Source organism: Synechococcus sp. R50.1 (assembly GCF_047462115.1).
GTDB lineage: Bacteria > Cyanobacteriota > Cyanobacteriia > Thermostichales > Thermostichaceae > Thermostichus.
This window is the reverse complement of sequence record NZ_JANSIN010000072.1, coordinates 1-9,135: the sequence shown is the minus strand read 5'-3', so window position 1 is coordinate 9,135 and position 9,135 is coordinate 1. Positions and strand designations below refer to the sequence as shown.

Annotated in this window: 11 protein-coding genes; 4 read left to right on the top strand and 7 right to left on the bottom strand. The window is 58.7% G+C overall.

The window, feature by feature from the left end; genetic code table 11:
- Positions 1-262: 262 nt before the first annotated feature.
- The 5 genes from NW870_RS12530 to ruvA all read right to left on the bottom strand — a co-directional run bounded on the left by NW870_RS12530 (position 263) and on the right by ruvA (position 3,578).
- Positions 263-433, bottom strand: a complete 171-nt coding sequence (locus NW870_RS12530; RefSeq protein ID WP_011432158.1) for a chlorophyll a/b-binding protein — start codon at positions 431-433, stop codon at positions 263-265.
- Between the two features lie 76 nt (positions 434-509).
- The gene (locus tag NW870_RS12525; RefSeq protein WP_414375558.1) at positions 510-812 is read right to left on the bottom strand and encodes a glutathione binding-like protein; all 303 of its coding nucleotides are present in this window, start codon (positions 810-812) and stop codon (positions 510-512) included.
- 86 nt (positions 813-898) lie between these two features.
- On the bottom strand, positions 899-1,963 hold the full coding sequence (locus tag NW870_RS12520) for a spermidine/putrescine ABC transporter substrate-binding protein (protein WP_414375556.1): 1,065 nt from the start codon (positions 1,961-1,963) through the stop codon (positions 899-901).
- Positions 1,964-2,358: 395 nt separating this feature from the next.
- Positions 2,359-2,967 carry a nicotinate-nucleotide adenylyltransferase gene (nadD, locus tag NW870_RS12515; RefSeq protein WP_414375554.1) on the bottom strand — a complete coding sequence of 203 codons (609 nt, stop codon included), beginning with the start codon at positions 2,965-2,967 and terminating at the stop codon, positions 2,359-2,361.
- A complete protein-coding gene (gene ruvA / locus NW870_RS12510; protein WP_414375553.1) occupies positions 2,964-3,578 on the bottom strand; it encodes a Holliday junction branch migration protein RuvA in 615 nt (204 codons plus the stop codon). The genes nadD and ruvA overlap by 4 nt, the downstream gene beginning before the upstream one ends.
- A 166-nt stretch (positions 3,579-3,744) precedes the next feature.
- On the opposite strand from ruvA, the gene NW870_RS12505 reads away from it, so the two are divergent.
- From NW870_RS12505 to lspA, 3 genes are all read left to right on the top strand, one after another.
- Positions 3,745-4,548 (top strand): ABC transporter permease, encoded by an 804-nt coding sequence (locus NW870_RS12505; RefSeq protein ID WP_414375552.1) that lies wholly within the window; start codon positions 3,745-3,747, stop codon positions 4,546-4,548.
- Positions 4,549-4,705: 157 nt separating this feature from the next.
- Positions 4,706-4,930, top strand: a complete 225-nt coding sequence (locus tag NW870_RS12500) for a hypothetical protein (protein WP_414357256.1) — start codon at positions 4,706-4,708, stop codon at positions 4,928-4,930.
- Positions 4,931-5,190: 260 nt separating this feature from the next.
- Positions 5,191-5,715 carry a signal peptidase II gene (gene lspA / locus NW870_RS12495; RefSeq protein ID WP_414375550.1) on the top strand — a complete coding sequence of 175 codons (525 nt, stop codon included), beginning with the start codon at positions 5,191-5,193 and terminating at the stop codon, positions 5,713-5,715.
- Positions 5,716-5,804: 89 nt separating this feature from the next.
- On the opposite strand, the gene NW870_RS12490 is transcribed toward lspA, so the two are convergent.
- Together NW870_RS12490 and cruF are read right to left on the bottom strand one after the other, a co-directional pair.
- A complete protein-coding gene (locus NW870_RS12490) occupies positions 5,805-6,842 on the bottom strand; it encodes a threonine aldolase family protein (protein ID WP_414375549.1) in 1,038 nt (345 codons plus the stop codon).
- Positions 6,843-6,889: 47 nt separating this feature from the next.
- Positions 6,890-7,960: a gamma-carotene 1'-hydroxylase CruF gene (gene cruF, locus NW870_RS12485; protein WP_414375548.1), complete on the bottom strand. Its 1,071-nt coding sequence runs from the start codon at positions 7,958-7,960 to the stop codon at positions 6,890-6,892.
- Between the two features lie 277 nt (positions 7,961-8,237).
- On the opposite strand from cruF, the gene NW870_RS12480 reads away from it, so the two are divergent.
- A complete protein-coding gene (locus tag NW870_RS12480; protein WP_414375546.1) occupies positions 8,238-9,074 on the top strand; it encodes a M23 family metallopeptidase in 837 nt (278 codons plus the stop codon).
- The last annotated feature ends 61 nt before the right edge of the window (positions 9,075-9,135 follow it).

The following is a 9,135-nucleotide window of genomic DNA, read 5'->3' as shown; positions in this document are numbered from 1 at the left end:
CCTGCTCAGAGATAGGCAGGATGCGATCGCTTCTTTCCTGAACCATGTTCAGGAGAGTTCAGCGTGAATGTATCAGTCAGCGGCAGAAGCAAGGCAGTGGAAGCTGGACTTAACAGCCTGCATTTCGCTTCCACTTCCATTTGGATTCATTCAGACCTAAATCCAGAATCGAGGGCAATGCGAAAGCCTGGCTGCTTTGCAGAGGGTGGAAACTACAGCCAGGCAAGCAAGGATCTACAGCAGTGTCCTAGGCCCACCGGGATTACATCAGGCCGATTTGAGAGAGGATCCCTTGGCCGGTCAGCAACTCGGTCGCAACGCCGATCACAAAGCCCAACATTGCCAAACGGCCATTCCATTTTTCGGCGAAGGTGGTAAAGCCAAACTTAGCTTCTTGGTTTTCCATGGTTCTAGCTCCATCAACAGGTGACATCTTTAATGTGGCTCAGATATTAAAAAGTGTCAAGTTTTATGTCGAGAGCTAACAAGATTGTCCCTTTCCTCTGGCATCAGCACCTTTGGTATTGCCGGTCGCCAAACAGGATCCCGTGTTCCTCGTCACTGAGGAGCTGCTCGAGGGAACGGCGTACCTCTGCCAGCAGTTGCAAGCCCTTCTGCACGGCGGGACGGGCTTCGATGGCTGCCAACCAGCGTTTGAGATTGGGAAATGGCTCGATGTCCAACCCTTGCCGCTCATAGCCCCGCATCCAGGGGAAGCTGGTAATATCGGCGATGGAGTAGTCGCCCGCCAGGTACTCCGACTCCATCAAGGCTTGTTCCACCACTCCAAACAGGCGCTGGGTCTCTCTCACGTAGCGGTCGATGGCGTAGGGGATCCGCTCATTCTAGCCTGCTCGCTTCTGCCCCACTGAGGCGGTAGCTGAGAGGAAAGGGATCCCTAGCTGCTTTTCACGGTTGTCCAGAGGGCGTCGATGAGGCGCAGCTCTTCCCCTGACAGCACTTTGAGGTAGGTGAGTTTGGCCAGGGCCTCTTCGTCGGGGTAGATGGCCGGGTTCTGCAGATCTTCTGGGTTGATCATCGGCAGCGCCGCAGCGTTAGGGGTGGCAAAGCGGTTGTGGTTGCTCAGTTGAGCGCCGACTTCAGCATCCAGGATGAAATTGATGAAGCGATTGGCCAGCTCGGGGTTGGGGGCCTGGGCGGGAATGGCCATTACATCCAGCCAAATGTGGGCACCCTCGCGGGGGACAAAATAGCCGATGTTGGGGTTTTCTTCGGCAGCTTGCAGGGCATCGCCGCTGTAGACGATGGCTACATTGGCCGTTCCAGAAACCAGTTGGTTTTTGCCCCCCACGCCCCCAATTAGGCCGGCACTGCGGCGCTTGGTGTCGATCAAAAGCTGCTGGATCTGCTGCAGTTCGGAGCGAACGGTGGTGTTCATATCGAAGCCCAGGTAAACGGCAGCAGCGCCGATCATGGAGCGCATCTCGTCGATCATCACAAAGGGGCCATACTGCTGCTGCGGGTCGAAAATCAATCCCCAAGAGCGTTCAAAGTTTTCGGGCAGGCGGTCTTTGCGGTAGCCAATGCCGGTGGTGCCCCACTGATAGGCGGCGGTGTAGGTGTTTTCTGGATCAAAGGGCAGGCCGACAAATTTTTCGCCCAGGTTGCTTAGGTTGGGGATCAATTCTTTGTTGAGAGGCTGCAGCAGTCCCAGCTCCAACATGTTGGGCACAATGTAGTCGGTGGGAACAACAATGTCGTACTGGCTGGTGCCTCCCCCCCGCAGTTTGGCCACCATGTCTTCGTTGGATTCGTACACGCTGACCAGCACGCGGCTATTGGTGGCTTTTTCAAAGGCGGTGAGGATGTCGGGATCGATGTATTCTGACCAGATGTAGAGGTTGAGAGTCTGCCCCTGGGCAGAGGTAACATGGGGCCAAAACAAAACCAGGACAAGCACACAGCAGAGTAGGGTTGTAGTCGAGGCAATCCACTTTTTCATGAGATTTCTCCGACTGTGAAAAGTTGAAAACATCGTATCTGCTTTCATCCCCCAGCCGGCTACACCCGCGGCTAGGGGGCACGCCTTGGGCAATCGCCAAGCCCCGCAAACTCCGGTTGAGGCTCGGGTACTCACCCTTGTTTCCAAGACAACACCCAAACGGTATCAACGCCTCCGCGAGCGATCCGCCAAAAGCCGCAAAGGCCGATTCTTTCGTCGGATCCCTCGATGCCTTGCGCCACAAGGCTTTCCAGCCCCAAAACCCCCTCGCCGCAGCTCTTTTTGCCGACTTTTTTCCGGATCCCTCGCAAATGGGTCTTGCATTCCTTGCCCTGCTTGGGTTTAATAGGGGTGGATACGTTCCCCCTTCGGGGGGATCCGCCCCCTTTTTTCCTTTAGGGCTGCAGATAGAGGCGGTGCTGACGGATATAGTGCTCCACAGCAGGGGGCACCAGGTAGCGGATAGACCCTCCCTTTTGGATTTGCTGCCTTAGGTAAGTGGAAGAGAGCGTCAGGGTAGGGGCTTCCAGGATTTGGGCTTGGATGGGCAACTTTTCGGCTACCGCCTGCAGCACCTGGGCGGCATCGCCGGCATCCACCCGTGGGGCAACAATCCAATGGCAGAGGCGGGCCAGTTCTTCCGCTTGATACCACTGGGGCAGGTCCCGCAGAGCATCCACGCCGATGATCCAGTACCACTGGGTATTGGGTTGCTCCTGGATGAGGGTGCGCAGCGTCTCGATGGTGTAGGAGCGCCCCGGACGGCAGATCTCCAGCTCTGAGCAGGCGAAGCGCTCGTGGTCGGCAATGGCCAACTTGACCATGGCCAGGCGGTCGGCTTTGCTGGCACCAGGGGCCAGAGGCTTGTGGGGGGGATCCCCGGCGGGCATCCACAGCACCTGATCCAGGTCAAACTGCCAAAGAGCTTGTTCTGCCATGATCAAGTGGCCATGGTGCACAGGGTTGAAGGTTCCACCCAGAATGGCAATGCGGCGGTGCTTCATGGCTGCTGGCTCAGGTAGGTGATGGCATCCCGCAGCCAGTCTTCTGTTGGGCGGGGGTGAGTGGGCAGAGCTTGCAGGGCAGCTTGAATTTCCTGAGCACTGTAGCCCAGGGCCAGCAAGGCCATTTCCACCTCTTCTCGGATGGGCATGGGCGGCCCTCCGGCCAAGGGTTGATCCGCAACTCCCACCCCCTGTCGCCAGTGGGCCAGCTTGGTTTTCAGCTCCAGGGCCAGCCGTTGGGCCGTTTTATGGCCTACCCCCGGCGTGAGGGAGAGCAGGCGCACGTTTTCGGTCACCACCGCCTGCACCAGCTCCGGCAGGCTGAAGGTATTCAGCAGGGCCAAGCCCAAAGCCGGCCCCACCCCCGAGACTTTGATGAGTTCCACAAACAAGTCCCGCTCGGCTGGCGAGCCAAACCCGTACAACACCAGCTCAGTCTCTCGCACCACCAAATGGGTGAACACCCGGACGGGCTCCCCCACTGCAGGCAGTTGCTTGAGAAAACGTCCTGGGGCCTTGACGCGATAGCCGATCCCCTGCACCTCAACAGTGAGGCTGCTGCGCTCTCCCCATTCGATGGCCACAAGGTGGCCGCTTAAAAACGCGATCATGCTGCGAGTTTAATCTGGGTTTGGGATGCTCTGCTCGACTGGAGCTCCAAAGTCGGCCAAGCAATCTAAAGTCCTTGCCAAAGGCTGCTTCCCTACAAGGCTATTTCACAGACCATTTCTCTACCTGTAGACTGTTCCCCATCCAGCTCTGTATTCTCCCTCATCCATGCCGATTCGCCCTTTTCCCATCGGCCAATGGCTTTGGATCCTGTTCTCGCTGGGGGTGCTGCTCTTTCTCCATCTTCCTCTGCTGGTGATCGTCCTTTATGCCTTCAGCCCCGATGAGGCGACCTTGCGCTTCCCTTTGCCGGGGCTGACCTGGCATTGGTTTGCCGTGGCTTGGGGGCGGGCCGATATTTGGCGGGCCTTGTTTTTGTCTTTGCGGGTGGCTTTGCTGGCTACCGGAGTGGCAGTGGTGCTGGGATCCCTGGCGGCAGCGGCTGTCTATCGCAGCCGATTTTTTGGCCGCGAGACGATCTCATTTTTGGTGTTGCTGCCCATCGCCTTGCCAGGTATTGTCTCCGGGATTGCCTTGCGCTCGGCGATCCATTTGCTGCATATCCCTTTCAGCTTTTGGACAATTGTTATCGGCCATGCCACCTTTTGTCTGGTGGTGGTGTACAACAACGTGCTGGCCCGGTTTCGCCGCATGGGACGCTCTCAACTGGAGGCTTCTGCCGACTTGGGGGCCAATCCCCTGCAAACTTTTCGCTACATCCTTCTGCCCGAACTGGCCTCGGCCCTATTGGCGGGATCCCTGCTGGCGTTTGCCCTGTCTTTCGATGAAATCATCGTCACCACCTTCACCGCCGGCCAGCAGCAAACCTTGCCGATTTGGGTGTTTAGCCAGCTCACCAAGCCTCGGCAGCGCCCGGTGATCAGCGTGGTGGCTCTGGGGGTGATTGGCCTGACGGTGCTCCCCATTTGGCTGATCCATCACTTGACCCAAGAGAAAACCACGACTCGCTGATGGCTCTTTCCAACCTCAGGCAAGGTTTGCGGCTTAGAAGGATCCCCAAGCATTGGCCGGAGTCGCTGTAACAGCAAAGAAACGCTGGCCCTGGTTGATCGCGGATCCCTTGTGAGAAAATGTAACAAGCATTTCATTTGTGAAAATTGAGGTATCTATGGCTGTCACTCGTGCCGGACGCGCCCCTCTAGTGCGGGGCAGCAGCGAGGGAAATCCTGCCAAGTTCATGGAAATGGCCAGCTCTTTGCTCAGCACCCGCACCCGCCAAGGCAGCGGCAAAAAGGTTCAAGATCGCTCCTCCTACGGCAAGGCGGGCAATCCGCAAGAGTTTATGCAGATGGCCAGTGAATTGCGCCGCTCCCTGGAGCAGCAGGGTCGGTAGCCAATCCTGTCCACCCCCAGGGGATCCCCGTCCAGTTGCCTAAGCTGGACGGTTTTCTTGCTGCTCCTCTCAAGCCAGAGGCGGCCAATCGCTTCTGAGGCCACTCACCGGTGTTGGATCCCGTTACAGGCCCAACTTCGAGTCCAGAGCTCCGCCCTTGAGCTTCTGGGCAATGAGCCGGCAGAAGAGCGGCATGTCAGGATGGGAAAAGTGCTCATCGGGGCGCTCTTGCCGGTGGACGTGATTGAGGCCAAGACGACATGAAAAACAAAGGCTTTTGGCTGGCCGGGATCCTGGGGGTGATCTTGGATCAGGCGACCAAGCGCTGGGCGGTAGAACGGCTGCTGCCGGGGCCAGAGATTGAGCTGTGGCCAGGGGTGTTTCACCTCACCTACGTGGAGAATACCGGCGCTGCTTGGAGCCTGTTTGAAGATTCGGCAGAGCTCTTGAAGTGGATCTCGTTGGGGGTAGCGCTGGCGTTGGCGCTGCTGGCCATCCGCGGCGGGATCCTGGGCCGATGGGAACAGGCCGGCTATGGCTTGGTGTGGGCAGGAGCGGTGGGGAACGGCATCGACCGCTTCGTCAACGGCTATGTCGTGGACTTTTTTAATTTGATCTGGATTCGCTTTCCGGTATTCAACGTGGCGGATGTGGCCATCAACCTTGGGGTGGCCTGCCTGCTGATCGGTTTGCTACAGGACAACTCGAAGAAAACGGGATCGACTTCCGCCTCGCCCTGCCTGGAGAAAAAGCCCAGTCGCGACAGCACCCACTTTAAGGATTGACGAGCCGATGAACAGCCTTCAGGGATCCCTTGGGATGCTCAGGCCTTTGGCCAGGGGGATCCCCGGTCAGCTGCAAGGACTCCGTCCGCCTATTGCAAACGGCTGGCTTGCTGAGCCACCTGGCAGAAGCGCTCGACATCTGCGGGCAAAGTGTTAAAAGCCGTCACCAGGCGGATTAAGTGGTGACCTTCCCCCAGCCAGCGGTAAAACCGAAACCCCGCTCCCTCTAGGGCCTGGAGAACCGGCTCCGGCAGCTCGATAAAAACCTCATTGGCCTCGGTAGGATACACCAACCTGGCTCCCGGCAGGGATCCCAGTCCCTGCGCCAACCGTTGGGCCATCGCGTTGGCATGGCGAGCATTGCGCAGCCACACCCCATCCTGGAGATAGGCCTGCAATTGGGCAGACAAAAAGCGCATCTTCGAGAGCAGATGGCCACTGCGCTTGCGACGAAACTCAAAATCGCCCACCTGATCTGGATGAAAAAACACCACCGCTTCCGCAGCCCAGGCCCCATTTTTGGTGGCCCCAAAGGACAGCACATCCACCCCCGCTTTCCAGGTCATCTCGGCAGGGGTGCAGCCCAAACCGACCAAGGCGTTGGCGAAGCGAGCCCCATCCATATGCACCTTGAGGCCAAAGTGATGGGCCAAATCCGCCAAGGATCTGAGCTGCTCCAAGGAGTAGAGGGTGCCGGCCTCGGTGGCTTGGGTCAGGCTGAGGCAGGCAGGTTGTACGTGATGAACCACCCCAAACCCCGCCCGCTCCAGGGCTGCTTTTAAGTTGCCCCAGTCGATACGGCCTTGTTCCCCTGGGATCCCCACCAACTTGGCCCCACCTGTAAACAGCTCCGGCGCTCCACATTCGTCCAGATTGATATGAGCTTCGGGATGGCAATAAATCGCCCCGTAGGGCGGGGTGAGCACCGAAAGGGCCAGTGCATTGGCAGCAGATCCTGTTGCCACCGGAAACACTGCCACTTCATGCTCGAAGATCTCGGCAAACAGCCTTTGCACCTGCGCTGTGCATTCGTCCCCTCCATAGGGCATGGCGGATCCCTTGAGGGCCAACAGGGCTTCCATCACCTCAGGACAGGCGCCTGTGACATTGTCGCTGCAGAAGTTCATGGCCTGGACAACCCAAGGGATCTCGCCGAGGAAGGGTTAGGGCCGGCTTACTTCGCGCCAACCCAACCGGGATCCTCCAAAGTATCCCAGGCTTGACCTGCCTCTCCCTCAACCGTTTGCAATAGCGGGACAGAGTCCTTTTGGGGATGGGAAGGCGGCTCAGGCTGGTCGCGATAGCGGGACGGAGTCCTTTCGCAATAGCGGGATGGGGTCTTTGCACTCCACCACAACCCCAAAGCGGGCCCCAACCCCAACAACAGGCCCAGCCCCGCCGGCGCAACAATGCCGGAGCCCAGGCTCATCAACAGGGCAAAAGCAAAATTAGCTACATAGAGCACCAGCGGCCCCACCAACTGGCGGCGGTCAAGGATGGGTTGATCCTCGCCCCACAGCAGATTGGCCACCGTCATGAAGGCAGCCCCAGTCAGCATCCAACCCCCGAAGTTTTGCAGCGGCATACCGAAGAAGGGCCCCGGCTGAAACCACGTCCAAAACGGGATCAAGCCGCGGGTCATGGCCGGATCCAGCACGAAGTCCCAGGCGGTGAGCAGCAGGGCCCCCAACATGATGGCCTCGAAGTGGATCAACCAGTGGCGCTGGGTTTGCAGAGCCACACGCGCCAACAAATAGGACGACAACCCCACATAAAACCAAGACAGAGGGATGGTAAAAGGCACCAAACCGGCAATCTTGTAGCCCAGCCCACTCAGGTAGCCGTAGTTGCCAAAAGGGATCCCGGTGCTGGTGCCCAACAGCTCACTGCCCAAGGAAATGCCCACCGCCGGGATCAAAAACATCAACAGGCGCCGCATCCCCAACAGCCGGGATCCCATCAGAGCTGCTGCCAGCGCGCCGAACACCATGTAAGCAACGCCGCCGTTGCCCATGCTCAAGGAGAAGGCTTGAAGGCCAATGGGGGGCAAACTGGCCACCCACTCGGGATGCGGTACAACCCAGAGCAACCCTGCCAACCCAAAAAGCAAAGACAGAATGTGCAAACCCAGAGCTAAGGCCTCCAGCCGCTGCCAAATCGAGCCAGACAGGGGCAGAACACTTCGCCCAACAGAAGACTGGAAAGGCAGGCTGACGAGAACACCAGAGGACGAGAACCAACGCATGAGAAACTCCCGAAGAGTGGTTAAGCGAAGCCGCTCTGTCTCCTTGCAACCCATACGGCGGCTGAGGGAAAAAGCGGATGGCCCCAAGAGAGAGCCCGAAGCCAAGAACAAGCCCGCTTGCTTGCAGGCCGGCCTACTTGGGATGGCCCTCTGGGCAGGGATGTCACCACCGCTAACGGTGACACTGCTGATATTTTGCTGTCTATTGTATCAATTCGTAAACATATCGCCCGTTTTTCCTCAGGTCTCCTCCCCGTCTTCGCCGCAGGGATCCCTGGTGGGGGTTTACGCCCAACTGGCTCGTGCTGTAGAGCGCCAGGACTGGGTGCAAGCCCTGCGGCTGGTGGATCTCTTACGAGAGCACACGGAAGATCCCGCCCAGCGTCGGGATCTGGAAAACTACCGGCTGGAGCTGGAGCGACGCTTTCATCCGGGGGATCCGCCACCGACCCCACTGCCACCCTACCGGCCTTTTTTGCACAAGCCCTTTGTCGGAGAATTTCCCGTCACCAATCTCTTCGACCATGATCTGCCTTTGGGGGAGAGGGATGGCAACAGACGGTTTGTGAGTGGGCAAGGCCAGGTTTGGATCCCCGACCCGCTGCACCCGTGTGGCAAAAGCGATGGCCATGCCGGTTATGACTGGGAGATGCCGGTGGGCACCCCGATCCTGGCCGCTGCCGCAGGACGGGTCACCTTGGCCCGCGAGGAGCCGGAGTTTTTTTGCCCCAGCTTGGGCCGGCTGGTCAGGGGGTTGCGGGTGCGCCTTCTGCACGAGCCAGAATTCTCCGATGGGGAGAGAGCAGACAGAAGAACCCTTCCCCGCTGGGAAACCCTCTACGCCCACCTCAGCCAAGTTGGGGTGCAGGAGGGGCAAGTGGTGGCCCCAGGAGAAATCATCGGCCTATCGGGAGATAGCGGCTGTGCCAGCGGGCCCCATCTTCATTTCGAGGTGCGTCGCTTCGACAACACCAACTCCGGCCAACCAGCTGCCGTCGATCCCTACGGGTGGTTTGGGTCTGGCCTGGATCCCTGGAGCATTCATCCCCTTGGGGCCGAAAGCCTGTTCCTTTGGCAGGTGGGACAAGCCCCCAGTTTGGGAGCATGCCTCTAACCCCCAAAACCCTGAACTTTGCTGAATTTACTGAGCTTTAGGCGGTTTGGCAAAAGTCATT

Bases quoted from the DNA above. Each gene is read 5' to 3' on its own strand.
- NW870_RS12500 (WP_414357256.1), top strand. From the start codon at position 4,706: ATGGCTGTCACTCGTGCCGGACGCGCCCCTCTAGTGCGGGGCAGCAGC.
- NW870_RS12520 (WP_414375556.1), bottom strand. From the start codon at position 1,963: ATGAAAAAGTGGATTGCCTCGACTACAACCCTACTCTGCTGTGTGCTT.
- NW870_RS12530 (WP_011432158.1), bottom strand. From the start codon at position 433: ATGTCACCTGTTGATGGAGCTAGAACCATGGAAAACCAAGAAGCTAAG.
- NW870_RS12490 (WP_414375549.1), bottom strand. From the start codon at position 6,842: ATGAACTTCTGCAGCGACAATGTCACAGGCGCCTGTCCTGAGGTGATG.
- ruvA (WP_414375553.1), bottom strand. From the start codon at position 3,578: ATGATCGCGTTTTTAAGCGGCCACCTTGTGGCCATCGAATGGGGAGAG.
- nadD (WP_414375554.1), bottom strand. From the start codon at position 2,967: ATGAAGCACCGCCGCATTGCCATTCTGGGTGGAACCTTCAACCCTGTG.
- lspA (WP_414375550.1), top strand. From the start codon at position 5,191: ATGAAAAACAAAGGCTTTTGGCTGGCCGGGATCCTGGGGGTGATCTTG.
- NW870_RS12505 (WP_414375552.1), top strand. From the start codon at position 3,745: ATGCCGATTCGCCCTTTTCCCATCGGCCAATGGCTTTGGATCCTGTTC.
- cruF (WP_414375548.1), bottom strand. From the start codon at position 7,960: ATGCGTTGGTTCTCGTCCTCTGGTGTTCTCGTCAGCCTGCCTTTCCAG.